The organism is Lysinibacillus telephonicus, assembly GCF_039654155.1.
Lineage (GTDB): Bacteria > Bacillota > Bacilli > Bacillales_A > Planococcaceae > Ureibacillus > Ureibacillus telephonicus.
In genome coordinates this window covers 465,731-492,122 of sequence record NZ_CP155468.1, presented here as the reverse complement: position 1 = coordinate 492,122, position 26,392 = coordinate 465,731, and the positions used below count along the sequence as shown (strand labels likewise).

Genomic DNA, 26,392 nt, shown 5'->3' with positions numbered 1-26,392 from the left:
ATACGGCGGTTCAATTAAGATGAATAACGCAAAGTTTCGTAACGAACTTTCAGACTTTTCAGCCCTTGGCTTTCCCAATAGGAATTGCCGAGGGTTCTGTGTAATATGGGGCTTTTAGAAATGCGCCAGTACCCTTTTCGGGTGTTTCCCCACTCGTATGCTTTTCCATAAGGAACTTTCAACCGAGTAAGATTTCTGACTCTTGTTTGAGGTTTCTTCCAATTCTTCCATAGACACATCCTTAATCTTCTTTTAATCCAGCTATCTAGTGATTTGAATATGGAACTCGTATCTGCTAATGCAAAATAACCACACCACCCCATTAGATATTGGTTTAACTTCTCGATTCTGTATTCCATGGAGTATGGCATCTTTCTTGAGGTAATCTCTCGTATTTTCTTCTTCATTCGAACTAAACTTGTTTTCGCAAGACGAACCTTTGGTTCTTTATGATTCGTGAAACTAAAACCTAAGAACTTCCGATTCCAAGGACGGTCTACTGCTGATTTCTTTTCGTTTACTTTTAAACGAAGTTTTCCTTCGATAAATCTTTGTACACTCGCCATTACTCTTAGTCCCGCACGTTCTGTTTTCACATAAATATTACAATCATCTGCGTATCGAACGAATTTATGTCCACGTTCCTCCAACTCTTTATCGAGTTCATCTAGAACTATGTTTGAAAGTAAAGGACTTAAAGGTCCACCTTGTGGTGTTCCTTCTTCTGTACTTGAAACCACTCCATTTATCATGACACCGGCTTGGAGGTATTTACGAATAAGTTTTAATAAAGGTTTATCTGAAATTCGTTTCGCTAATGTTGCCATTAGTCGGTCATGATTGACCTTATCGAAGAATTTCTCTAAATCCATATCAATCACCCATCGATAACCTTCCTTTATATAACCCTTTGCTTTCCGAACGGCGTCATGGGCGCTCCTGTTTGGACGGAATCCATAACTCTGGTCCGAAAATGTTTTGTCATATTCCTTCGATAAAATCTGCGAGATAGCTTGTTGAATCAAACGGTCTGTCACGGTTGGGATACCTAGTAAACGCACACCACCATCTGGTTTCGGGATTTCGACTCGACGTACTGGTTGCGGTTCATAGGTTCCATTCAAAATCTGCGATTTAATGCTTTCCCAATTTTCGAGAATGTGCTGTCGTAAGGTTTGTACGGGCATCATATCTACTCCATGGCTTCCTTTATTCGCTTCAACTCGCTTTAGCGCTTGTATCATGTTTTGCCGTTCGAGAATTTGATCCAACATCACCATTTCGTTCCTTTCCGTGATTAGCTTATCTTCTTATGCCCATCTGAACTCCACCCTCCGCAAATACCCTCGTGGGATTCACCACTACTTTCTAAGCGTGAGGTTTCTCTGTTTTCTGTGCTTATTCATTCTAGATGGAAAGCCAAGGGCTAATCTCTCTCAATTGTTCAGTCCTTCCGAGTAATTCTAGACCTACTCGTACTATGACCTCTGCTGACTTCTGACAGTTCAGCTACTTGTCTCCAAGTAGGTTATGAAGGGTACTTCACGTTTCTGTCAGACCTCCCCGGGTAAGCGCATGCACTTTCACACCATCTATCCGCCTCATTTACTTGATATGACCTTCGACAGAAGGAACTTTGTTTTGTAGCGCAAACTCATTCAATCATACCTAGCCTTATATGAGATTCGTGTTCCTCGGACCGGTGTTTTGCCTCCAGCTTCCTTCAGATTCCGCGTCGCCACGGACACCCTTGCTCTTAGCTAACCTCTACTTCTGTCTTCGGGGTTCGGGACTTGCACCCTATAGTTCATACGCATGCCGGGCGCACGCCCAAAAGTAAAAAAGTACAATTTTTGAATTGTACTTTTTTGCTTTCTAAAAGCGAAGCGACACAAATGCTTGATATAAAATAATTCATATAATGAAAACTGTCCTAGAAGTTATCATATACACTTCTAGGACAGCCCTAAATTCATCTCAAGCTTTTTGGATTTTTTTGCAGAAAATAATTTAATTAAATTTCACGAACCTTCATCTTTTGTAATTCTTTCTGTCTTTTATTGAGTACAATTTTTCTTCCACTAATCCAATATCCTACTAAAAATGCTTCACCCACAAGAATAAACAGAACTAATTTTAAAACAGACCAGTCAACCATTCCTGTTGTCTGCATATATATTAAAAATACTATATAACCAATAGGTAAAAGCAAACCCAAATACGAATTATTTCTAGTTGATAAAAAATGTTGAGCTGCGAATACTAAAACAATGATGGCAAGTCTATACCAGTCGTTCATTTCTTATGTACCTCCTGTTTATATTTTTCAATGATCAATTTTGCATCTTCTAGGCTAATCCGATCATCGATTGATAGTTTTTTAATAAAACTTACGAATTCTTCATTTTCTTCACTTTCATTGATTGTAATTTTTTGAATAAGTTTATCCAATCGAATCCTTACTGTTGGATAGGAGACTTCATAATACTTTGCAATGTCTTTTAATGATCCTGAATTTAATATGAAATTTTTAATAAACTCAACATCTTCTTTTTCTAAAGATAATAACCAACTAGGAATATCATGCTTATCCACAACACCACCCCTTTAATTTATTTAAGTTAATTTAAACATTATTTTTAATAAAGTTCAAGTTTTATTTAACATTATTAATATTTTTTAAAATAAAAAAGGATATTCATCCCATCAGATAAACACCCTCAGTTGATTACAGGCAGCATCTTCTTCAAAATTACTTAAATTTATCCTTTTAAGATATTAAACACACTTGTTAAACCAATTGTTTATTTCGCCTTCGTTAAATGATAACTGTCACTTATCATTTTATAAATCTCTTCCTCTGGAATAGTGCCATCAAGAATAATAGAGTTCCAGTGGTCTTTATTAAGGTGATATGCCGGAACCACTGAAGCATACATTTGCCGCCATAAATCCAATAAGCCAGATTCACATTTCACATTAATCCAAATATGTTCATCTTTTTCAAAAATCCATGCAAACACTTTGTTGTTTTCTTTATGTCGCATCAATGTCCAATTTTTATCCCGAAATGGATAATCTTCATATGTATTGTCAAATTTCAAACAGAAACTAATAGCATCTTTTCTAGTTTTCATTGTTTCCTCTCCTCCCGCTTTAATATGAAATATTATAATCTGTTATAAATTTTCTCTTAATTTAGTTTCTTCTTTCTCGAATATTCTTTTTAATTAAATCTATTAAATAATATATTAGTGAAATTAAAAAAGAAGTGAGGACAACATTTATGATTCCAATCACAACAATTAAACCTTCATCGCCTTCACCACTAATGAAATTAGCAAATAGGAAAAATAAAAATATACTTATTATAATCGTTAAGAAAAATATACTAACGTACTTCCCCAATACAGTCCCCCACCTTCTAATACATTATTTTTTCTTTTCCTCTAATTCTTTAATATGTCTTTTAATATCCTTCAACTCCGCCTTTAAAGCCTTAACCTGCTTTGAAGAATCAATACCCATTTGCACCCCATAGATTACGATAAAAAACAAAAGAACTAAACCGATAAAACCAAATAAGTAAAACTCCATTGTTAGTTCCTCCTCATGAATGTATTTTGTTTAACCATATCATGAAAAGGAAAAATTCTACCCGCGAAAGCTATCTACATTCACTAGCTTTCAACAAAAACGCTTTTCATTTTTGAATTAAATATGTATTTGCCTACTTTTAAATATATATTTTAACAGTGAAACTGTCCCCCATATTAACAACATATAAAAAAAGGATTCAAAAAAACTAAATACAATAATAATATATATCTGCCTAAGTCTTCTAAATCATTGAACGAATACTTTTGTATTTCCTTAATGAGATTTATCGAACTTATAACTAAAACAAGTGGTATAAGTATAATCCAATTATAAATGCTAATTTAAATATGTACACTCTCGCTTGAATAAATATGTACAAAAATGCTCCTTCATTTCATACTAATACTGAGGTGTTAGTATGCATATTCAACTAGATATAGAGACGGAATTTACAATCAACAGTCTTTCAGACTTAGCAAATTTTAAACAAGTAATGGAGCAATTAAAGATGAAAATTAATAAAAGTAAATTAGCGAGAGACATGGGTGTAGATCGACGAACAATCGATAAGTACTTAAATGGCTTTGTTCCAAAAATAAAACGTAATAAACCTTCTAAAATCGATGAGTTTTATCCGATTATTGCAAGTCTTCTATCGGAAGATTCTAAGCAAGTTTTTTATTATCGACGTAATCTTTGGCAGTATTTAAAGGATAATCACGGTCTGAAATGTGGGCAGTCGACATTCCGTACATATATTGCCAATATACCAGAATTTAAAGCATATTTTGAGAAAGACGAGCGTGTTGCTTCTATTAATAACGGTATTCGGTTTGAAACCCGTAAAGGTAAACAAGCACAACTAGATTGGAAAGAAAGTATTCTTTATGAAACAAGTGATGGGGAACAAGTTGAAATTAATGTAGCAGTATTAGTACTGAGCCACTCACGAATGCGCTTCTTTTATATGAGTGTTTCAAAATCCCAGGCTGTTTTATGCTCGTTCTTAACAGAGACGTTTGAAAAAATGGGTGGAGTACCTGAAGAACTCATCACTGATAATATGAAAACCGTAATGGATGAGGCAAGAACAGAACGTTTTGTTGGAAAAGTAAATGCGAAATTTGCGCAATTTGCGAAGGACTTTGGATTTAAGGTTAAACCTTGTATAGCAGGTCGTCCTCGTACAAAAGGAAAAGTAGAGACAACAATGAAATTACTAGATGAAATTCATGCCTATCAAGGGAAATTTAATATGGCAGAATTACATAATTATATTCAAAATTTATGTAATAGAATCAATCATGAGGTTCATCAAGGAACCAATAAAATACCTATTTTAGAATTTCAAAAAGAAAAGAATCACTTACTCCAGCTACCAACTGAACGAGTAAGAGATTCCTACAGAATCAACCATACGTTTGTAAAAGTTAATGTATCTAACATGATTTCCTACAAATCCAATCAATACTCCGTACCAGCGGGGTATCAAGGAAAAAAAGTAGGTCTACAAGTATACGATGATCAATTATGGATTTATTATAACATGGAACTAATCGCACAGCATAAAATTAGTGAAGCAAAATTGAATTATCAAGAGGCGCATTACCGTGAAATTATCATAAAAGCGATGCCGGAATACCCTGACATTAATGATTTAGCAAAGCGAAATTTAGCAGCGATTGGAGATATGTATAAATGAATTCAATAATGAACACAAACTATCAGCAGCTACAACAAAACCTGGAGTATTTAAAATTAAAGCAAATGGGTCTCCATTTGAATGAAGTCATCGACTTCGGTATAAAGAATGAGCTCTCATTTATTGATACACTCATTAAATTGACAAACTATGAAATTGATGTGCGTGAGCAAAATATGATTCATGCGATGGTCAAAGTGGCTGCGTTTCCACATTTAAAGGAAATGAAGGATTTTGATTTTGACTTCCAGCCAAGCATAAATCAGCAACAATTACTTGATTTTCAAAGTCTTCGTTTTATCGAAGCAAACGAAAATATCGTATTTCTAGGTCCAAGTGGTGTCGGCAAGACCCACCTGGCCACAGCAATTGGCATTACTGCAGCAAAAAAACGAACAAGTACGTATTTTATTAAGTGCCATGACTTAATCCAGAATTTAAAGAAAGCATGGTTAGAAAACCGCTTAGAGAGCCGTTTGAAGCATTATACGAAATATAAATTATTAATCATTGATGAGATTGGTTATTTACCAATCGATCCAGAGGATGCGAAGTTGTTTTTCCAACTAATTGATGCTCGTTATGAGAAACGTAGCACGATTTTTACAACGAATGTGAACTTCAAATCATGGGATGAAATCTTTCCTGAACCAAAGCTAGCAAATGCGATTTTAGATCGCATTTTACATCACGCTAGCGTTGTCACAATCGTCGGCGAATCATACCGATTAAAGCATTATTTAGCCCCGGAAAACGAGTAATTTTGTACATCCTTAAACGAGCAAAAATGTACATATTGGTGTTGACATTTATATCCAATAAATTTTAGGTAAACTATACCCTTTAATTAACATGAGTATAACCTCTCTTTCATAATAAGAACTCTATTATTTCAGTTTCTAAGTTCCTTAACAGTGAATTCTCATCTAATACTTTTAATATCTTTATACCATTTTTATCCATTCCTTATTAGAATATTTCAACCAATAAAAAATTAAAAACTGTCCTTTAATTTTTGAGTCAATTGGTTATGTTTACTTAATATATGCTCAATTGAAAGGACACCAAAATTAGAAGAGATTTTATTATTTACTAATAAACATTCATCATAAATTAAACTAATATTCAAATATTTCTTAGGTTCAATTTTGCTTTCCTTTAATAAGTTCGCTAAATTATGATATAGACTATGCATCGGGGCATCCACAGATCTTTCAATAGCAAACTGACCTGCGTATTGACTCCACCATACTTGAAATGCTGTGTAAACTTCATCATACATTTTTAAGCTATCTACACTAGAAATGAACAATTTTTTATAAAAGACGTACTTTTCATGATGAAATATATGTAAATCATTTCCCCCGTCATCACAAATCCTTTGTGAAACTTCATTCCAAAGTTTTTTAAATTCAAAGTCAAAATCATCTTTAAAGGAGATACTAGTGGATAAGTATGGATACTTTAAATGCCTCCCCCTATGATTTTGGTTGAGATAAATATTTTGCAAATAAATTAAAAAGTTTAAGGAATTAGTTGCATTTAAAATTATGTTTAATGATGAATCCATTAAATAACCCCCTCTATGTTTCCAGTATGTAAAACACTTATGGACTATATTAAATTAGTTTCAACAAAAAAGAACAATTACCTTTTTTTAGTAATCGTTCTACTCAATCATAAAGAATCAGCCCATATCCAAATGATAAATTAATTGAACAACGCCAGAAGAAAATTTTCTTGTAGCAACCATTTTTAGATTAACTCTCTGTTTTAAATCAATAAATAAGGGTTTTCCTTCTCCCAAAATAACTGGATGAATAGATAATCTAAACTCATCAACAAGCCCTAAATTAATAAAAGTTGTAATAAGGCTTGACCCGCCATATAGCCAGATATCTTTACCTGGTTTATTCTTCAATTTATTTACTTCTTCAAGTAAATTATCATTAATAAATATTGCTTTATTGTCAGTCATTTTTTTCGTTCTGGAAAATACATACTTTTCTTTACTATGAACTAATTCCCACATTTCTTTATCAGAATCACTTTCATTTGCTGGTGTAAATTGCCCCCATATATCATAGCTTTTTCGTCCATAAAATATCGTATCAATCTGGTTTAAGAAATCAATAAACCCCATCTCCGAGTCCATAACGCACCAATCAACTTCCCCATTTTTCCCTTCAATAAAACCATCTAAGGTTACCGCCAAATCTAAAATTACTCTTCTTTTTCTTACATTAATGGACATATATACTCCCCCTTTATGATAAATAAACATATTGCTCTAAATTTCCCATTGCCCTTATTATTAGCTACTATAAATTTAAAGTAAATTTCATAGGTAATTGTTCATAATTCTTCCTGCTATACCCCTTTATACTTTCATGTAGGTACTTACTACCTTTAGCAGCTCTTGAATGTCTACACCAGATACCCTTAAATTTATAGTAATCAAAAAGTACTATCAAAATATTATAAAATAACAATAAAAATTACCATAATTGATTTATTCTTGTAGCAATTACAAAAACTTATTTGATATTATATTAATATTCTGTTTTATAAGTAGGAGGGTTAACTGTGAAGAATTCTATAAGATGGCGCATAATAGCTATTGTTTTAGTTATTATTGTTTTAGGCCTAGGTACATTGTCTACAATAAGTTCCGTTTTAATTACTTCAAAAACGAAGGATAGCTTGGTGGAACAAAGTGAAGTAGTTGTAAATGGACTTTCCTCAACTATCACAACTTTTCTATCAACATATGAGAAAAGTATTTTAAAATTAGCTTCATCTCCAGATGTATTGAACTTTTATTCAAACTCTACTGAATATAATGATGCAGCTGACCGTATATACCGTTCGGATTTAACAAACTACTTATCTATTTACGATGCAGCTTCTGGCATTTACTTTTCAGATGGAGAATACACAATAATGGAGCCCCATTTTGATGGTCTAGAAGAATTAGATATGAAATCTCGTCCTTGGTATACGAACGCAATTCAAAATCCAGATCAATTCGTTTGGTCGTCCCCATACATAGATAGCGTTACCGGTGAGTACGCCATAACAGGTTCTGTTGCTGTGAAGAATGGCAATGAAATCATTGGTGTCTTGGGCGTAGACATTTTATTGTCACAGCTTATGGACATGATTTCTTCTACTGAATTAGGTTACCAAGGCTATCCATTAATTTTAGATAATACTGGTGTTGCAATTGCTCACCCTACTAAAATCGGAGAAGACTTAAGCTCAGAAGAATTTGTTCAAACTATCCAAGCAGATAGTGAAAAATCAAATAGTCTAGATGCAATAATTGATGACCAAGAATCTGTAGCAGTTTATAACAAAATACCAGAAGTTGGCTGGACTGTGGCCGCAGTTTATAAAGAGAATAATTTACAAGCTATGGCAAATAGCCTTCAAAATGTAATTATCATTGTTGCGATTGCAATAATAATTGTCACTTTTGTTGTTTTATATCTCTTCATTACTCGTACTATAAAACCAATTAATAAACTTGGTGTGTTAATGGAGGAAGTTTCAAAAGGTGATTTATCTGTAAATATTGAAGTAAAGTCTAAAGATGAGATTGGTGTGCTCTCACAACACTTTAATCACATGATAGAAAATATGAAAAATATTATTAAAGTTGTTCAAGAATCATCTAACCATGTAGAAGAACGTTCTCATCATTTAAGTGCCCTTGCAGAAGAAACTAGCGCTTCTAGTGTAGAAGTTTCAAAAGCTGTAAACGACATTGCAATTGGTGCTACCACATCATCTGAAAACGCAGACCTTGTTACAGAAACTACTGGACAATTAGGCGAAAAAATTAACGGTATGAAGGGGCAAACAAACTCCCTGCATGATATCGCAACTGAGGCAGATCAGTTAAACATTGAGGGTCATGAAAAAATGAAAAATCTTCTTGGTTCATTTGATCATTCAAAGTTGGAATTAATGAATATGGCCAATGCAATTAAAGGCTTAGAAAATAAAGTAAATTCTATTGGTACTGTTATGAATACAATTTCTGAAATTTCAGCTCAAACTAACTTACTTGCTCTTAATGCTAGTATTGAGGCTGCCCGCGCAGGTGAACTAGGTAAAGGTTTTGCAGTTGTTGCAGATGAAGTACGAAAACTTGCAGAACAATCTGCAACTGCGACAGAACAAGTAAAAACAACTATTCAGGAATTACAATCTGAGTCTCAACAAGTTACACATCAAATGACTGAAATGCAAAACACATTCAATAAACAAGGAGTAGTTGTAGAAGATACTAGTTCCTTATTTAAAAGCCTTTCTAATCTTATTGAAAATATGGAAGGAACCTTTAAAAATGTAATTTCTGAAATCGAAGGAATTATAAGCTACAAAGATCAAGTAGTTCATACAATCGAAGAAATGTCACTTACTGCCCAATCTACCGCAGCTGCGTGTGAGGAAGTAAGTGCGTCAAGTGATGAACAACTTACTGCAATCCAGTCTGTTGCAGAAGCTTCCGAGCAGTTAAATAATTTAAGTACAGAACTGGCAGATGCAATAAGTAAATTTAAATTAAAATAATCTATAATATCTTATAAAGCACTTTCAACAAAAAATTGAAAGTGCTTTTACTTATATATGTTCTTTGATGAATATGCCGTTCCCAGCAAATTAAAATCGTCTACCCGCTTTCCCTTTAAACGAATAGACGATTTTACAATTATAAAAAGAATCCACCTACTACTAAACCCGCTATAATGACAAACGCAGGGTGTATTTTTATTTTTTCAAGTGCAATATAACTGCATACTACAATGAGTACTGTTGCTATTAACCCTATCGCATTATAGGATGTATTAATGAAATCAAACATCATATCGGCCAATAAAATAGCGATAGCCGGCAATACAAAACTAGATAAACGCTTTACTCTCGGTGAGTTGCGATAGCGGAATAAAATATTTAATAATATAAGCATTAATATTAACGATGGACCAACCGTTGCAAATAAAGCAATAATTGCTCCTGGTATACCCGCCACCTCATAACCAATAAAACCAGCCATCTTTGTTGCAATCGGCCCTGGCAGTGCATTTCCAAGCGCTAATACTTCACTAAATTCTGCAGTTGTCATCCAACCGTACTTATCCACAACCTCATGCTCAATTAATGGAATCGAAGACGGTCCTCCTCCATACCCGAGTATCCCCGGATAAAAGAAAGCCAGGAAAATATGAAGATAAATCATTTTTGCTCATCATCCTCCTGCTTCTTAATTGGAAGACATAAAGCAAGCAACAATAAAACACCAATAATAATTCCTGGATGCATCCTTAGTAAAATCATACAAATAAACGACGCAACAAAAATAATTGTACCAATTTTCCAACCTAGTGTTTTTTTAGCTTTCTTTAAGAAATCCCATGTAAGAACCCCAAGCATAACGGCTACAATTGGCACTACCCCTTTTGTCATTCCTTTTACGAAATCAAAATCTTTAAATTGTTTTAATGATGCTAGTAAAATTATCATTAGTAAAACTGTTGGCAATATGGTTGCGATTAAAGCATTAACTAGACCTACCCATCCTCCAACTCGATATCCAATATATCCTGCCATTTTAGTGGCGATTGGTCCAGGCAGCGTATTCCCTATTGACAGGACATCCGAAAACTCTTCATCTGTCATCATTTTAAAGGTTTCAACAACTTCCTTATGCACTAGCGGAATAGTAGAGGGACCACCGCCAAAACCAAGTATTCCCGAACGAAAGAAGGCGATGAAAATGTCTTTTTGCTTTGCCATAAATTCCTTCTCCTCAAACGGTACCAACATTTTTTTAGTAACCAATTGCCATTCCATCTCCTCTTGGATCTGCTCCACCATATTTCACATTTGTTTTGTGTTCAATGAATATGGCACCTGCATGCCCCATCGTATCCGAAAAGGCATCTAATACTTCCAACTCATGCCCCATACTTTCAAGTTCCATTCGCACCTTTTCCGAAACACGATTTTCCACTTTAAGACTATTCGATGAAGCACCCCATGTACGTCCAAAAAGCCATCTCGGCGCTTCAATCGCTTCCTGTACAGACATTCCATAATCAATAATCCGTGTAACTAGAGCAGCTTGCGTTTGTGGTTGACCTTCACCACCCATTGTTCCATAAACAAGTGCTGGTTTTCCATCCTTTAACAGCATTGCTGGGTTTAACGTATGGAAAGTACGTTTTCTCGGCGCAAGCGCATTAATATGATTTTTGGTTAACGAGAAAAAGCTCCCGCGATTTTGTAAAACAATGCCTGTTCCTTTTGGAATAAAACCTGAACCAAATTCATGATAAACACTTTGAATAAAGGATACTGCATTGCCTTCTTCATCTACAATGCCCAACCAAACTGTATCCCCTTTTGCATCAAGCAATTGTAATTGTTTGGCACTTTCATTATCCTTTATTTTTTCCGCAATGGATAGACCATGTTCATAACTAAGCAGTTCCTTAATTGGAATATTAACAAATGCTGGATCAGTTAAATATTGATCACGATCAATAAAGGCATGCTTAATCGTTTCAACAAGTACATGATAATAAGTTGAAGAACCTTCCTTGATTTGTTTTACATCAATATGATTTAAGATATTTAAAATAGATAATGACGCAATTCCTTGTGTATTTGGCGGTAGATTATAGGCTGTATATTCACGATACGGTACAGAAATTGGCTCAACCCAATCACTTGTATGTTGTTTAAAATCGTCGACTGTCAATAATCCACCGTGCTTTTGCAGATCTTTAACGATTTTTTCCGTAAGCTCACTATTATAAAAATAGTCCGCACCGTTTTCTGCAATAATGGCTAACGTGTTGCCTAAATCTTCTTGTTTCATAATTTCTCCAGCTTTATAAGGCCGCCTCTTATTTAAAAAAACTCTCGAAAATTCTTCAAAGCGCTGAAGGGCACGAAACTCCGTATCACTTTCATCTAGATTCACTTCTGTCCAATACTGTTGACTCGGTGTAACAGGAAACCCTTCCTTTGCATATTGAATCGCCTGTTCTAGCAAACTTGACCAAGGTAAAGAGCTTCCCATTTCTTGTAAACTGTAAGAATATGCTTCCCCCCAACCAGCAACTGCACCTGGTACGGTGTTCGCCGCTAAAGCCCCACGTGAAGGAATTTTTGAAAATCCTTTTGATTTATAAAAATCAATAGTAGCTATCTCACCTGAGCGGCCACTTCCATTTATAGCCTTAAGCTTTTTAGATTTCGCATTATAGATGAGCCAAAAATTATCTCCGCCAATTCCATTCATATGTGGATAGACAACACCAATAGTGGAGGCAGCGGCAATTGCCGCCTCAACGGCATTGCCCCCCCTTTGCAAAATCGTTATTGCAGCCTGTGACGCTAAGTAATGGGGTGTTGTGACCATTCCCCTAGTAGACATAGTCGTTGCTCGGTATTGCATTCCCATTCCCCCTTATTTGGATATTTGGGGAAACGTAATATAATATCCCCCGGTTTAAGTGCTAAGCTATAATTTCAAATTTACACAACACTATTACATATCCCGCTTCTTAATTTTGAAAATTTAGACAATTAAATTTAACAGAGTTTCAACAGTTTAACTGGAGGGCTAAAACTATCAGAACAGGCTTCGATATTTTCATATAAAATTTCAACTAATTGTATGAATCCACTCCAAAATATTGACGTACAAAAGCTAGTAATGAAAGATCTAAGCTTTTATTGGCAATAAATGATAACCCTAAGGCTTTTCCATCCCTTTTAAAAACTGGTACAGTAACTTGAGGCAATCCTGCAAGCCCCGCAATACAGGTTAGCTGCATCGTAATTGCACGAATACCCTCCACTGATTCGGTTGGTGCATTTTTTTCTGGTGCAGCTGAAGCGGTTGTTGGAATCACCAGCAGTCCCTTCTGTGAAAGTAATAAATTAAGCATTTCAGTTACTTCCAGTTGTTTCTTTTTTGCTTCTTCATATTTTGAAATATCAAACTTACTTGCCAGCTCAAAGCGCTCCTTTATCGCTTTAGAAAATACCGGTTTTTCCTCTATAATCCAGTTACCATGAGCTCGCCATGCTTCAACACCTTGAATATATTTAAAAAGTTCCGGCCATTGAGTAAAGTTATTTGTTTTAAAGTCTACCTTCTCACTTGGCAGACTTTTCGTGATCGCATTCAACAATAGCTCCCGATCATCTTGTTGCATCAAATTCCACGAAGTTTCTTCTAAATATATTTGTTGGAAATTAGATAAAGTAGTACTTTGAATTAACACTTCACCTACAGCCTCAAGCACCTCTATGTTCTTCGCCATCCAACCGACAGTATCAAAGCTTGGTGCTAATGGAATGACTCCTTCAGTCGATACAACTCCATGAGTAGGTCTTATACCAAAAAGTCCACAATAAGAGGAAGGAACTCTTACCGAACCACCTGTATCAGTACCTAACGCAAAACTAGCAAAACCATTTGCAACCACTGATGCAGAACCACTGGAAGAACCCCCTGGTATACAGTTTGGAGCAATTGGATTTAGTGGTGTTCCATAATGGATATTTTCACCGTTCAAGCTGTACATCAGTTCATCGGTGTGCGTCATCCCTTTTAAGGTCGCCCCATTTTCTATCAATTGTTCAATAACGGGAGCTGTATTTTCGGATGGCCCATGTGTTTCAAGCCAAGTAGGATTCCCAGCACTGTTTCGATGCCCTGCTACAGCAAATACATCTTTAACAGCAAATGTCATTCCATTTAATTTCCCTTGTTTCTTTGGTTGTAAAGTTAATTCCTTGTTAAAGTAAGCATTATCTTGCATAGCAATTCACCCTCTACTTTTCATTCTATTGTAGAAAAATAAAAATCCCATATCATCGGTATACTTACCAAATGTAATAGAACGTTTTAGTCAACTTGTATAATATTTCAATCTATTCAGTCAACTCTTATATAGACTAAAATTAGTGAGGATATAAAAAATTAATATACAGGAAATCCGAAAATCTTTTCGAACATAGAACCTTTACAGCGAAGATACAAAGTCCGACAGAAGCAATGAAAAGAGAAGAGGGACTGCCAAGAAATTATTACTTCCTAGACAATCCCAATGCTTTTTCTTCATTATTGCGGTAAATAATCTGTTGAGAAGATTTCATTTGCATCAAATACTTCTTCAAGCAATCCTAAATCATTTAGTTGTTGAATAAGTGTAGCCCAACGTTCTTCAGTCATATACCCAACACCATTTTCTGCTGCATCCATACCATATACAAAGTCAGCCTGGGATTCTGCTTCAAATTTTAGCGATTCCATTTCAATATCAGGATTATCTTGTTGGATGATTGCATTAATTTCCTCATAGGAGTCTTTATATAAATTCCAGCCTTCAACAAAAGCTTTTGTAAATGCTTTAACTGTTTCGCCATTTTCTTCTAGGTAATCTTTTGTTACGTATAATACAACGTTATATGGATCATACCCTGCATCAGAAATAAGCTTTGTTTCTACTTCAACCCCTTCTAACTCCATGAAGTATGGCTCAGATGTAAGGAATGCTTGTGTAACAGCCTCTTTATCTGGAATAAAGTTCACGTGTTGACCTGTGTAAGCTAATTCTTCTACACCACTTAAGTCATATTGTGTTTTTAAATACTCCCAATATGTGATACCTGGTTGAATATATACTTTTCTACCATTTAACTCATCAAAATCTTCTATGCCATGACCTTTATGGAACATAAATGCTTGAGGGCTTCCTTGCATCGCTGTTGCTACTGCAACTAATTCGATGCCTTCATTACGAGCTACTACGATTTGGTCAGCATGAGCTAGACCAAAATCTGCATTTCCAGATGCAACCATGTTAATAGATGACACTTGTGGTCCACCTGGTTCAATGGTAACATTCAATCCATTTTCTTCGAACAAACCGTTTTCTTGTGCTGCATAAACACCTCCATGCTGCGCTTTTGCAAACCAGTTTAATACTAGCTTTACATCCTTTAACTCTGTTGGTTCATTAGCAGTCTCAGTCTCAGTAGTTGTGTCAGTTTCCGTTTCTGTAGTTTGGCCCCCCGATTCTGAGTCGCCACAGGCAGCTAGTACGATAAGCATCGCCGTTATTAAAAATAGAAAAGATAATCTTTTTAATGCTTTCATTTTGCTTCTCTCCTTATCAATCATTCTTTTATTTAAAATTGTGTTAAGCAAGATGTTGATAGTCTTTTACTATTTTTCAACTTTCATTGCTGATTCGTGCCAAGATTTGAGTATAAGACGCGAAAGAAAGCTTACAAGAAGATAAAAGACAATGCCAAATAAGGCTCCAGTAATTGCACATGCGAATAAATAAGGTGTTTTTAACTGAACAGCCGCAACTGTTATCGAATATCCTAGACCACCTTTTCCTCCACCTATTCCTGCGATATATTCACCTGTAATTGAACCGATGATTGCCAGCGTACAAGATATCTTTAAACCGGACACGATAAAGGGCATTGCAGCTGGAATTCTTAATTTAAACATCGTTTGCCACTTTGACGCGTTATACAATTTAAATAAATCCCCCATATTTTTATCCACCGAATTTAATCCCATTAATGTATTCGATACTATAGGGAAGAATCCAATTAAAAATGAAATAATAACGATGGAGTTAAAGCCAGAGCCAAACCAAATAACTACAATCGGCGCTATTGCAACAACGGGTATTGTTTGTAAAATTACTGCGTAAGGATACAGGCTTATTTCCAGTACTCTTGAACTTGCTAACAGCACAGATATTGCAATTCCAACGATTGCACTAAGTAAAAAGCCAATTACTGATTCAAAAATAGTCACTTGCATTGCAGGCCATAATAAATGCCAGTCTTCAATAGCTGCTTCAACTACATCTGTTGGTTTTGGCAGAATAAAAGGTTTAATATCCAGCAATACCGGAACAAATTGCCATAAAGAAAGGAAAATAATTAGAGCAAAAATTGGACCTAAGTATTTAATGTTAAACTTTATCTTGTCCGCAGTATTTTTTACACCGGTCACTCCCTTAACAACCTCTTCACCTTTCGTAGTCACAGTTTCTACAGACATTTAACCCAGCTCCTTTCGTCCCATACTATGCTCAAGACTTTGAGATGCAATATCTACATACTCTGTAAATTTACTGTTTGTTCTTTCTCGCGGATACGGAAGTTCTACATCAATAAGGTTTGATAATCTACCTGGACGCGCTGACATAACTGCAATTCTAGTTGATAGATAAACAGCCTCGTAAACATTATGGGTTACAAACAAAACCGACATGTTTTCCTTTTCCCATATATTTAATAAATCCATTTGTAATGTTTGCCTTGTCATTTCATCTAACGCGGCAAAAGGTTCATCCATTAAGAGGAGCTTCGGTTTCGCAGCCAATGCACGTGCAATCGAAACACGCATTTTCATTCCACCTGAAAGCTGCCTTGGATATGACTTCAAATGATCTTTTAGCCCAACCATCTCTAATGCTTTAATAGCCGTTTCTTTCCGACTATTTTTATCGGATCCCCTTAACTCAAGTGGCAGCAATACATTATCAAGAACCGTTCTCCATGGAAGTAAATTCGCATCCTGGAAAACAAACGCTACATCATTTGATGTTTTTATCACATCTTTGGGGTTCTTACCGAAGACCTCTATTTTCCCCTTGGTTGCTTCACCCAATCCAGCTACCATTCTTAAGGCAGTTGATTTCCCACAACCAGATGGACCTAGAAAGCTGATAAATTCCCCTTCTTTAACCGACAGATTTAATTGATTTAAAGCGACGGTGCCAGTATTGTAGATTTTATCTACTCCTTGAAATAACACGATTTCATTTTCAATGACTCCCATTTCTTATCACTCCCTTAGAAAAACGTATTCATTTCGTAATATCTAATAAAGAATTAAACTAGCGGACTTTATGTTATATTTTCTAACGTAAAATTATCACTTTTTATAACATATAGCCATTGTATATTTTTCAGAATCATTTGACATTAGATAAGGTTACTAAATTAAAAGTGGGTTTTTGTCTACTTTGACTAAGGAAAAAAGTGTTGATTCAAATAAAAAAGATGACCTAGCATCTTAGCTAAGTCATCTAATGAATTTAAAATAGTTTCCCTTTATAGCACCGTATTTTGGCAATAAACGGTCAGCTTGTCGTTTAACTTTCGATAAACCACCTTCATTTCCGGTTCTTTACTAGCCGCAATTGCTTCCTCAAGTCCAAACCAATTTATATCACTATTTTCATCGGGTTTAATTGTAGTTAATTCATTTTCATCTGCTTCTAGTAAATATGTTACGTTTAAATGAACATGTGTTGCCACATGTTTGCCTTTTTTCACATGGGCTGGAACACCTAATATTTCAATTGAATAAATTTCCTCAGATACAGGTTTTACATTTTTTAGTCCTGTCTCTTCTTTTGCTTCTTTTAAAGCGACATGCAATAAGTTGGCATCCCCATCTGCATGTCCACCTACCCATGACCAAGATTGATAAATATTATGAAACGCCATCAGCACTTTCGTACGGTCACGATTTACAAGCCATGCAGAAGCAGTAAAATGTGCAAATTCATTTTCTCTCGTTAGTAAATTGTCGAAGGTATCCATATAACGTAGTATAATTTCTTGGTCTTTTGCTTCCTGTTCATTAAATGGCGAATATTGTTCAAGTTGTTGTTGTAGGTTCATTTGTATCTCCTTTAAATTATATTTACATACATTTAAATTCTCCCGGTTTTCAAAGCCCTTGCCCAATCTAAGCGACCATTTTCTTCACTTTTCCGAATCGCTTCTTCTCGATAATAAGGAATATGTAATTGCTCTATTATCCAATTATCTTCCTGTTTTGTAACAATTGTATAATTTGCGAAAGGAGAGCCAGATTCCATTTTATGATAAATTGGCAATTCTTCCTCATATGCTGGCAGCCCGATACTTCCTGGGTTAATAATAATTTTATCATTTGGAAGATAAATAACTCTAGGTATATGTGTATGTGCACAAAAGATTAACTTTTGTTTGATGCCACTTACTAAACTCATAATATCTTCTGTCTCTTTCAGCACCGGTCCACTAGAGCTCATTTCCTCCAACAAATACATTTCATCACTTGTTGGGGATCCATGACAGAAAAAGAAATCATCCGTTTCTAAATATTTAGGTAAATTAGAAAGCCATGTTCTATGCTCATCTCTTAGTAAGTCTTGTACAAATTGTACTGTTAAATTTGAAGTATTATGCTCTAATAAAATACGATCACAGTTCCCTTTAATACTATGAATTATTGGATTCATTAAAAGGTCATATGTTTCTAAAGGAAATAAAGGACCGTATAAGCTATCCCCTAAGTTATATATGGATTGAATTCCCCGGTTATTAATATCTGTTAATACCGCTTGCAATGCATCTTTATTCCCATGAATATCAGCTATTATTGCAATCTTCATATCAAATACTCCCTCTATAAATGTTGATATATCAACGGTTTGACCCGTTTTATCTAATAGAAAAAATATTTTTTAAAGAATAATATTTTAGTATTTTACAATACTTCAATTCATTTACAGTTTGAGGATACGCTTCGCTAAAGTTAATTGGTAGTAATTAACTTTCCGTTCCAATATGTGATGCACAATTGGATCTCTGCAATGCTTATGATGACGTACCCTCCCATGTCTCTTGGCGTCTAGCGCATACATTCCTTCGTTCGGTCTATTCATAAGGCAGAGGCTGGCGATGCTCCTTTAGGGACTCGTAGTCGGATGGAATAAATAATGCCGGCTTCTCCGTGTCATCCTTTTGTAATTTAATCGAGCTAAGGTGTAGCTTAGGCTGCCTCTACGAGACAATAAAGGTCTTTCATCATAAGTTGTTCATCAAACTGTACTTTCTTCTTGCATAGAGCGTGTAAAATCTTCAGTAACTTACCACAAAGGACAACCATCGATTGCTTCTTTCGAAGTGGATTAACTGTGCGTGTGGTGTAATATTCATGTAATTGCTTAAAGGCTTCATTATGGCGAATCAACGGTATCATAACTCGGAATAAGAGAGAACGAAGCTTTCTTCTTCCTCGCTTTGAAATGCGTTTCTGACCTTTGTGTTGCCCAGATGAGTTTTCACGTAATGTGAGTCCCGCTAGTTTGATTAATTGGCGTGGATGCTCATATTGAGTGAAGGAACCAATCTCTGAAAGAAGATCGACGATTGTTACATCGCCAATACCAGGCACAGTGGCTAGATACTCATAATCCGTCATTTGTTTCGTTAATTCAATTAATTGTTCTGTTAGACTATCGAGCTGTTGTTGCATCAATTTGCGTTGACTAAGGAGTGTGGCAATTTCTATTCGTGCCATCGTAAGACCTTCTGTCAACCCGATTGAAGATTGAGCAGCCTCGACTAATTGTTTTGCCTTCGGCAATTGAGGTGATTTTAATCCCTCTACCTGACGGTATAAAAACAATAATTCTTCGGGAGATTTACCGAGAATATCAGCGGGTAGAGGTGTCTTTTCAAGAACCGCATACGCCATCTTTCCGAAACTTTTAAAAACAGACATAAATTCTGGGAAAAAGCGATCCAACCATCGAATGAGACGATTTTGTAATGCATTGAGATCTTCTTGTATCTTTGAACGTAACGTGGCACCGTTTCGTAATTCCGCTTCCACGCCTTCTAGAATACGTGGATAGCTAAAACGTCCATCACGTATTAGACGCGCAATTACAAGTGCATCCTTTTGATCGTTCTTCGTTTGGAGATTATCGTCCAATTCTTTGGATTTGTTCACATGGCTCGGATTCACCATGATAAACGGAATCCCATGTTCAAAAAGATAGACAGCGAGATTCATCCAGTAGTGGCCTGTAGGCTCAAAACCAACTAATATTTCGCTTTTATCATGCGTAGTAAGTAAAGTTAATAACTTTTCATAAAATGCATCAAACCCATTTCTTGATTGCGTGAAAGGGAATGACTTTTGAAGCACACGGCCTCGTTCATCAATTGCGCAAGCATAATGTTTGTGCTTAGCGATATCGATACCTACGACGAGTGTATTTTCAGTGACTTGATTAATTTTCTGGTTCGTATTAAAATTCATAGACGGAGTCCTCCTGTGTGATGATGGGTCAATGGCTGTTGACACTCATGCATCATACTAGAGGGCTTTTTTTATTTCAAGACCCTGAAAATCCTTCTAACAGGAATGCTCCTTTAAATTTTATGTCCTCATCATTATTAACAAATTTTTTAGATTACTATTATCGGAGCAACATTATTTTGTATGGCTTTAAAATAGTGTTCGATAATTTATAAAAAAGTCTGATCATTTATAATAAAGTTTGTTCAAAATCCTGTATTAATTTAAACGGGATATTTCTTTTTTGCACTTGTTGATGTTTGCAAAGCTCTGTCATGTTACTTCATTAAAGGGTTTTTGATTAGAAATAACGAATAATGATTAATATCCTACTAAATGGAGTGATTGTATGAAACTTACTCATGTTCGATTATTGACTAAAAATTTTAAAGCGTGTTTTTTGTTTTATCGTAATATTTTAGGTTTCGAGGTTGGTTGGGGAAATGAGGAATCTCGATATGCTGAATTTAAGGCTGGAGAAACAATTATAGGATTATTTGATAGAAAAGCTATGGCTAAAGCTATTGGTACTGAAGAACTTTTATTAAACTCTAATTCTATGGATAAAACTTCATTAATAATACTTGTTGACAGTGTAGAAGATACATATCATTCTCTTAAAAAACAGGGAGTGAAATTTATTAATGAACCACATAACCAAGTTGATTGGGGGATTAGGGTAGCTCATTTCAGAGACCCAGATGACAACTTAATTGAAATTTATGAGGCAATTGAAAGCGATTAAGAAAATTAAAATTGAATAAATAGTTTCTTCAAGGATAGACAGCGATTGTTGAGCACAGATAGAAAATGATCAAACTTTTATATAAAAATAGTCCTCGTGAAATATTTAAAGAGCCTGTTTTGATCAATCTTTTTTTCAAAAGCAGGCTCTTTTATATTGGGAAAATCAACATAATAAGACGTATTTTTGATCAAACTTTTTTATAAACCAACATTTTGAGAGGAATTCTAGTTATTAAACACCATTATAAAACAAAATAAAGCAATCATTTTTAGGATTTCGATATTTATCGCAAAATAAAACATTTCTCGGGAAATAATTCGACCATACAACGACAAAAATCACTTTATATACTATTTTAATGCCCTTGCAATTGGAAAAAGCAGAATAGAAAGAGGCTTCTCCCCTTTCTACCCTGCTTATTTTGTTTATACGTTTAATTGGTGAATTGCCTCTGCTAATGTATCCAACACAATTTTAATATCATCATCAGAGATATTTAATGGAGGTGATAAAATAAGTACATTGTTGAATCCTGCAACTGTAGTACCATTTTTGCCGATAATTACTCCACTTTCTTTACATGTTGCAATTACTTTATTTACAGCTTCTATATTAAGAGGTTCTTTTGTTGTTTTATCTTTTACTAACTCAATACCAATTAGTAAACCTTTTCCGCGAACATCTCCTACGTTAGGGTGCGACATTAATTGATTTTGCAAAGCTTCTAAAACCTGAGCTCCCTTTTGGGCGGAACGATCAAAAAGTTGTTCTTCTTCCATAATTTCAAGGTTTTTTAATGCTACTGCACACGCTGCAGGGTGGCCGCCAAATGTATTAACATGTCGGAAGTACTCATAATCGCCGCTTTCCTTAAACACTTCATAAACTTCTCGTTTCACGGCTGTTGCTGATAATGGAAGATAAGCACTAGTTAAGCCTTTCGCCATTGTAATAATATCTGGTTTTATATCATAGTTCATGAATCCAAACGGCTTTCCTGTTCTGCCAAAACCACAAATTACTTCATCTACAATCAAGAGTGCACCATGTTTTTCGCATACTCTTTTAATACCTTTTAAATAGTTTTGCGGCGGCATAAGAATTCCTCCACCTGTAATAATCGGTTCAAGAATCATTGCCGCGATTGTATCGCTAAACTCCCAAGTCATTACTCGATCCACTTCTTTTACACTTGGGATTTCAAATAAATCAGTATAGGCGTCTTCATTGCTTCGATAAGAATCTGGAGGTGAAACATGGAGAAATCCAGGTGCTAATGGTTCATATTTATATTTTCTTTCCGCCTGACCAGTTGCAGCTAGTGCACCCATGGAATTCCCATGGTAAGCTCGATAACGAGAAACTATTTTATAACGGGAAGACTCTCCTTTTTGGTTATGGTATTGCCGCGCAATCTTAAATGCAGTTTCATTCGCTTCAGAACCGCTGTTTGAAAAGAATATAACATAGTCTCCTCCAAGCAATTCGTTTAACTTTTCGGCTAATTTAATAGCTGGTACATGCCCTTGTGAAAGAGGCGTATAAGCATTAACGATCATTTGGTCGTAGGCTGCTTTCGCTAATTCTTGCCTTCCATAGCCTACATTTACACAAAACAGCCCTGCCATCGCATCAATAAACTGCTTTCCATCAACGTCTACTAAACGAGCCCCATTCGATTTCTCAACGACTAATGTTGCATTTGGATTATATGGCTTCATAGAATGCCATACATATTTCTCATCCTTTTCTAATAATTCTTTCCCTAAATTTGTATCCAACATCACCATTCACACTCCTAACCTATCATTTAGAATGAAAAGCGTTGCTTCTATAAGACTGTAAATCTAGGACGCTTTAATTTACAGAATATTATGGATAATAAATGGCTGTTTTTCATTTAACAAAATGTAAAATAAATTCAGTAAAATATTTACACAAATTATAACTTTGTCTTAGTAAGCTATGCCGTTTTAATCTCTTATATTAATCTTTTTTAACAAACTTTCGCGCTTGCAGCATAAATTCTAACGCTAAACGATTTTCCCCCTTCATAAAATCCTTCCCTATTAAACTTTCGATTTTCTTTAAACGGTGATATAACGTTTGTCGTACAATAAATAATCGCTTGGCAGTTTCTTGTTTAGATCCATTAAAGTGCAAATATACTTCTAATGTTTCAAGCAGCTTTCCATCATACTTTTCATCGAAGTCAATTAATGGTTGTAAATATTCATAAATCATCGCTTCTAAATTTGTATACTTTTGCAGCTTATAAATTAAATGATATATATACAATTCATCATAAAAATATGACGGTGCTTTAATTTTTCTTGAGATATATAACGTATCTAGCGCTGACTGATAGCTTTCACAAATTAATGATAAATCTTTTACAATTTTCCCTACCACGATTTCTTGATTTAACAGCATATCTGCTAGCTCAAGTTTCATAATACCTTCCTGCACTCTCATCTTTATAGAACTGGAATCTTGTCTATTCAATAATATTAAAATTAAGTCATGCTTCTTTTCTAATGCAAATAAATAAAATCCTTTTTTATCAAAAATTGCATTACAAAATAATTTGAAATACGTAATATCTAATTGCTTATTTTTCTCATTTCTCGGAATAGAAATTAATAAAACAATACCCTCTTTCAATTTATAGTTAGGACATTGTGAAATGATAAACTGCCAAATTTCTTCTTGTGAATGTATTCCTTCCAACCATTCATCAAGCCATTTCGCGTCTTCTATCCCTTTCTTTTCCTCAACATAAAGATTACGAATTAACAACTGTGCCACTGCGGTAACAGTTCTATCTAAAATGAGCATCTCAAATTCTGTAATTTCTTTATCCTCACTAAATAAAATAATTTCCCCATAATTATGCTCGAATAAGTGGATAGTTTGACTTTTAAAATGATTAGTATAGCTGTTATTTGACATCTTTTGCAAAAAAATTTCTCTTTGAGCTTTTTGCATATTAGGATAAAATATAGGTTCTTTACCCTCGACTTTATATACAGTCTGAATATTCAGATATTTATACATAAGTTTTAGTATATGTTCGACATTATGTGTGTGTAATGCTTCCTTATTAATAATTTGCGAGTATACTTCTAATTTAGATATTATCGAATATTGATTATTGATAATGAGAGAGTGTAAATCTTGTGTGATTTCAACAAATGGAACTTCTTCATGAAATACTATAATGGGAAAATGATATTCATTAGCTAGGTCAAAAACTGTTTTTGGGACGCATTGAATATAAGGGCCATATTCAATGCAAAGCCCCGCGCAGTTTGCTTCTATTAAACCTTCTACAAATTTTTTAAATTGTTCACTATCATTTTGAAAACTAACACCCGTCGTTAATATTAGCTCATAACCTTTTAATAATTTTTGAACGTTGGAAACTTCAAGAACATGAACCCATTTAATGATATTATGGAGCCCAGAAAACCCTGCAATGACTTCAGCTTTTTTAAAATGTCTGTTATCTAAAATATTTGCAACTTGCAGCAAAATTTACTCCCCCTCACTCCAAAACGCTAGAATAGTAGAAAGTTTTTGACAAATGCAGCAGGATTCCTGAATGACATTACTTTTACACCCCTAGTTTGATACTAACAACTAAACCTGTCCTACCTCTGAAGGAGCTCTATAAATCGTCTAATGCTATTATTTCTCCATTTGACGCTATCACACCATAATCACAATCTAATTTTCCGCATAAAACATATAAACTCTGTTTAAAGTCATAAACGTAATAAGGCTTAAGCTCAAACAATTCTTTAATTTTTTCATAGGCTTCATCTTTAGTAATAGTTGCTTTTTCAGGAACATTAAATTGATCGAAAATCTCCAGCATTGGTTTATTATCCATGTAATTTACTACTTGAAGTCTCTTTGCATCTATAAAAACCTTAACTTTCCTCTCAAAAACGCGATCATCTTGTTTGTTCGCTTTTAATATGGCATGTATGTATCCTTTTTCCCGATACAGTGATTTCAGAATCCAATTTCCAGTATCATTCGGATATTCCCGACGCAAAAAGTCCTTAACTGCTAATACACATTTCTCTTGCTCTTCCTTTGAGATAGGAAATGAATCTGGGGATGGCTCACATGAAAGTGCTTGTTCTTCTGTTATCTCATCAATCCATCTAATTTCCTCTCGTTCAAACGGCTTATTAATTGGACTCTCCCAATAAATAATTTTATTTATAGTTAAATAAGACCTTCTATCCACAAAGAATTCAAAAGGGATTGTCAAACTCTGATCATTCGCGATATAAATTTCTTCCACAGCGTAAACAGGATATATTTTCTTCTGTTCGAATGAAGGGAATTCAACCAATTTTAACTGCTCTTTTTTCAGATGACTTAAACTATCGAGGGAAAGTGAATATTCTTCCTCCCTAATCAACTCTTCTGAAGGGAATTGACCATGTATTGAAAAGAAGGTAAGTTTTCCTTCATGATCAAACTTAATTTCAATAGATCCGGAAGGTGATACGGCAACACCATTGATACATTCTCTAAAGTGAATATTACCATCCTCTTCTTTTTGCAGTTGAAATTGCTTGCCATACATTAATCCTGTTTCCTGTTCAATCCATTTTATAATTGAAAACTTATAGGGAGCGGCAAACTCGACCCCATATTCTGCAAAAGTCTTCCCCATTACAAAAATTGCACTCTTAAGTTTAAGACTGTTTATATCAATCTCAATTACTGCTGTACCTTCCGGATTTGAATCGTCGTCCTCCTGTACTGTTGCATGATTAGGAAACCACTCCATACACATTGTATAAACCGTCTCTTTGAAGATATTTACGCTCCGATCGAACTGATACCCTTTTAAGTAATAATTGTCTAATCCGAATTTTGTTCTTGTAAACTCAATTACTTCTTCTACCCTTGAACTCATTTGATTAATACCTCATTTCTATCTGCTTTTATAGGCAAAGTAGATAAATATATCTCTGTATTACCTGGACAAAAAAATATAAAAAATTTTACCGACAAATCATTCGCAAAACACCTTTAATTGCCCGTAAGTATATTTATAGTAGTAAGATCATTCTCACATGCTAACATTATTTTACAGAAAAGTTATCTA

Annotated in this window: 25 protein-coding genes; 4 read left to right on the top strand and 21 right to left on the bottom strand. The window is 34.8% G+C overall.

Going from position 1 to position 26,392, the window contains the following annotated elements; all coding sequences use genetic code 11:
- Positions 1–14 precede the first annotated feature (14 nt).
- The 6 genes from ltrA to MKY04_RS02295 all read right to left on the bottom strand — a co-directional run bounded on the left by ltrA (position 15) and on the right by MKY04_RS02295 (position 3,597).
- Entirely contained in the window at positions 15–1,277 is a 1,263-nt protein-coding gene (gene ltrA, locus MKY04_RS02320) for a group II intron reverse transcriptase/maturase (RefSeq protein WP_346235866.1), read from the bottom strand.
- A 737-nt stretch (positions 1,278–2,014) separates the two neighbouring features.
- Entirely contained in the window at positions 2,015–2,299 is a 285-nt protein-coding gene (locus MKY04_RS02315; protein ID WP_126296254.1) for a hypothetical protein, read from the bottom strand.
- Positions 2,296–2,595, bottom strand: a complete 300-nt coding sequence (locus MKY04_RS02310; protein ID WP_126296255.1) for a DUF2089 family protein — start codon at positions 2,593–2,595, stop codon at positions 2,296–2,298. The genes MKY04_RS02315 and MKY04_RS02310 overlap by 4 nt, the downstream gene beginning before the upstream one ends.
- A 209-nt stretch (positions 2,596–2,804) precedes the next feature.
- Positions 2,805–3,137: an MmcQ/YjbR family DNA-binding protein gene (locus tag MKY04_RS02305; protein ID WP_126296256.1), complete on the bottom strand. Its 333-nt coding sequence runs from the start codon at positions 3,135–3,137 to the stop codon at positions 2,805–2,807.
- Positions 3,138–3,198: 61 nt separating this feature from the next.
- On the bottom strand, positions 3,199–3,408 hold the full coding sequence (locus MKY04_RS02300) for a hypothetical protein (protein WP_126296257.1): 210 nt from the start codon (positions 3,406–3,408) through the stop codon (positions 3,199–3,201).
- Positions 3,409–3,432: 24 nt separating this feature from the next.
- Positions 3,433–3,597, bottom strand: coding sequence for a hypothetical protein (locus MKY04_RS02295; protein WP_185807838.1), 165 nt, complete (start codon positions 3,595–3,597; stop codon positions 3,433–3,435).
- A gap of 421 nt (positions 3,598–4,018) precedes the next feature.
- Here MKY04_RS02295 and istA point away from each other — a divergent pair, with 421 nt between their 5' ends.
- Complete coding sequence (istA, locus tag MKY04_RS02290; protein ID WP_346235252.1) at positions 4,019–5,302, top strand: IS21 family transposase; 1,284 nt, start codon at positions 4,019–4,021, stop codon at positions 5,300–5,302.
- A gap of 8 nt (positions 5,303–5,310) precedes the next feature.
- Positions 5,311–6,063 carry an IS21-like element helper ATPase IstB gene (gene istB / locus MKY04_RS02285; protein ID WP_346235865.1) on the top strand — a complete coding sequence of 251 codons (753 nt, stop codon included), beginning with the start codon at positions 5,311–5,313 and terminating at the stop codon, positions 6,061–6,063.
- Between the two features lie 233 nt (positions 6,064–6,296).
- Here the strand turns inward: istB and MKY04_RS02280 are convergent, their stop codons facing one another.
- Positions 6,297–6,872 (bottom strand): hypothetical protein, encoded by a 576-nt coding sequence (locus MKY04_RS02280; RefSeq protein WP_346235251.1) that lies wholly within the window; start codon positions 6,870–6,872, stop codon positions 6,297–6,299.
- A 117-nt stretch (positions 6,873–6,989) separates the two neighbouring features.
- Positions 6,990–7,556, bottom strand: a complete 567-nt coding sequence (locus MKY04_RS02275; RefSeq protein ID WP_126294696.1) for a dihydrofolate reductase family protein — start codon at positions 7,554–7,556, stop codon at positions 6,990–6,992.
- A 332-nt stretch (positions 7,557–7,888) separates the two neighbouring features.
- Between MKY04_RS02275 and MKY04_RS02270 the strand changes: the two genes are divergently transcribed.
- Positions 7,889–9,883, top strand: a complete 1,995-nt coding sequence (locus MKY04_RS02270) for a methyl-accepting chemotaxis protein (RefSeq protein ID WP_346235250.1) — start codon at positions 7,889–7,891, stop codon at positions 9,881–9,883.
- 139 nt (positions 9,884–10,022) lie between these two features.
- On the opposite strand, the gene MKY04_RS02265 is transcribed toward MKY04_RS02270, so the two are convergent.
- The 10 genes from MKY04_RS02265 to MKY04_RS02220 form a co-directional block, all read right to left on the bottom strand.
- Positions 10,023–10,550, bottom strand: coding sequence for a chromate transporter (locus tag MKY04_RS02265; protein ID WP_126294694.1), 528 nt, complete (start codon positions 10,548–10,550; stop codon positions 10,023–10,025).
- The gene (locus MKY04_RS02260; protein ID WP_346235249.1) at positions 10,547–11,107 is read right to left on the bottom strand and encodes a chromate transporter; all 561 of its coding nucleotides are present in this window, start codon (positions 11,105–11,107) and stop codon (positions 10,547–10,549) included. Before MKY04_RS02260 ends, MKY04_RS02265 begins: the two co-directional genes overlap by 4 nt.
- 34 nt (positions 11,108–11,141) lie before the next feature.
- Entirely contained in the window at positions 11,142–12,782 is a 1,641-nt protein-coding gene (ggt, locus tag MKY04_RS02255) for a gamma-glutamyltransferase (RefSeq protein ID WP_126294692.1), read from the bottom strand.
- A gap of 208 nt (positions 12,783–12,990) precedes the next feature.
- Positions 12,991–14,151, bottom strand: a complete 1,161-nt coding sequence (locus MKY04_RS02250; protein WP_126294691.1) for an amidase — start codon at positions 14,149–14,151, stop codon at positions 12,991–12,993.
- A 302-nt stretch (positions 14,152–14,453) separates the two neighbouring features.
- A complete protein-coding gene (locus MKY04_RS02245; protein WP_126294690.1) occupies positions 14,454–15,491 on the bottom strand; it encodes an ABC transporter substrate-binding protein in 1,038 nt (345 codons plus the stop codon).
- Positions 15,492–15,560: 69 nt separating this feature from the next.
- Positions 15,561–16,421: an ABC transporter permease gene (locus tag MKY04_RS02240; RefSeq protein ID WP_126294689.1), complete on the bottom strand. Its 861-nt coding sequence runs from the start codon at positions 16,419–16,421 to the stop codon at positions 15,561–15,563.
- A complete protein-coding gene (locus MKY04_RS02235) occupies positions 16,422–17,204 on the bottom strand; it encodes an ABC transporter ATP-binding protein (RefSeq protein WP_126294688.1) in 783 nt (260 codons plus the stop codon). It abuts the gene before it with no gap.
- Positions 17,205–17,479: 275 nt separating this feature from the next.
- Positions 17,480–18,055 (bottom strand): NUDIX hydrolase, encoded by a 576-nt coding sequence (locus MKY04_RS02230; protein WP_126294687.1) that lies wholly within the window; start codon positions 18,053–18,055, stop codon positions 17,480–17,482.
- Positions 18,056–18,087: 32 nt separating this feature from the next.
- Entirely contained in the window at positions 18,088–18,813 is a 726-nt protein-coding gene (locus MKY04_RS02225; protein ID WP_346235248.1) for a metallophosphoesterase family protein, read from the bottom strand.
- Between the two features lie 380 nt (positions 18,814–19,193).
- Positions 19,194–20,471, bottom strand: a complete 1,278-nt coding sequence (locus MKY04_RS02220; protein ID WP_126296408.1) for an IS110 family transposase — start codon at positions 20,469–20,471, stop codon at positions 19,194–19,196.
- A gap of 388 nt (positions 20,472–20,859) precedes the next feature.
- Here MKY04_RS02220 and MKY04_RS02215 point away from each other — a divergent pair, with 388 nt between their 5' ends.
- Entirely contained in the window at positions 20,860–21,255 is a 396-nt protein-coding gene (locus MKY04_RS02215) for a VOC family protein (RefSeq protein ID WP_126294685.1), read from the top strand.
- 428 nt (positions 21,256–21,683) lie between these two features.
- Here MKY04_RS02215 and MKY04_RS02210 read toward each other — a convergent pair whose 3' ends face one another.
- From MKY04_RS02210 to MKY04_RS02200, 3 genes are all read right to left on the bottom strand, one after another.
- Positions 21,684–23,042, bottom strand: coding sequence for an aspartate aminotransferase family protein (locus MKY04_RS02210; protein WP_126294684.1), 1,359 nt, complete (start codon positions 23,040–23,042; stop codon positions 21,684–21,686).
- A 202-nt stretch (positions 23,043–23,244) separates the two neighbouring features.
- A complete protein-coding gene (locus MKY04_RS02205; RefSeq protein ID WP_346235247.1) occupies positions 23,245–24,792 on the bottom strand; it encodes a PucR family transcriptional regulator in 1,548 nt (515 codons plus the stop codon).
- A 136-nt stretch (positions 24,793–24,928) separates the two neighbouring features.
- Positions 24,929–26,200, bottom strand: a complete 1,272-nt coding sequence (locus MKY04_RS02200) for a hypothetical protein (protein WP_346235246.1) — start codon at positions 26,198–26,200, stop codon at positions 24,929–24,931.
- Positions 26,201–26,392 lie beyond the last annotated feature (192 nt).